The organism is Agrobacterium sp. 16-2014-1-2a (genome assembly GCF_053522705.1).
The window spans coordinates 1-671 of record NZ_JBNWBX010000027.1; the positions used below are offsets into that span (position 1 = coordinate 1).

1 protein-coding gene and 1 pseudogene are annotated in these 671 nt (G+C 60.4%); both read left to right on the top strand.

Annotated elements, in window-relative coordinates; all coding sequences use genetic code 11:
• Positions 1-153 (top strand): annotated as a pseudogene (locus tag ACQZ45_RS27030) (sugar ABC transporter permease); the annotation flags it as partial.
• 12 nt (positions 154-165) lie between these two features.
• The coding region (locus ACQZ45_RS27035; protein WP_421440793.1) for a carbohydrate ABC transporter permease at positions 166-671 on the top strand (506 nt) is incomplete at its 3' end.

The following is a 671-nucleotide window of genomic DNA, read 5'->3' on the forward strand; positions in this document are numbered from 1 at the left end:
GCCTCGACCAACCTTGCCTTCCTCATCTATCGCACGGCGCTTCTGGGCTACGACGTCGGCGGCGCATCGGCCGGTGGCATCATCGCCGTCGTGCTCGCCAATATCGTCGCCATCTTCCTGATGCGCGCCGTCGGCAAGAACCTCGACCGTTAAGGAGAAGCGATCATGGCCCGCAAGACAACGACACGCGCAAAGATCGGCTTCACCATCGCGGCATGGGCCGTGGCGTTGCTGCTGTTCTTCCCGATCCTTTACGCCTTCCTCACCTCGATCAAGACCGAGCCGGAGGCGATCGCAGGCTTCAGCCTCATTCCCTCGGGCACGCTCGAAAACTACATCACCGTGCAGACCCAGCGCGATTACTTCAAGCCGTTCATGAACTCGGTCGTGCTGTCGCTCGGCTCGACGATCATCGCGCTCATGATCGCCATTCCCGCCGCCTGGGCCATGGCATTCTCGCCGACCAAACGCACCAAGGACATTTTGATGTGGATGCTCTCCACCAAGATGATGCCGGGGGTGGCGGTGCTGGTGCCGATCTACCTGATCTTCCGCAATGCCGGCCTGCTCGATACCCGCATTGGGCTGACCGTCATGCTCACCTTCATCAACCTGCCGATCGTGGTGTGGATGCTTTATACCTACTTCCGCGAAATCCCCGGCGAGATCCT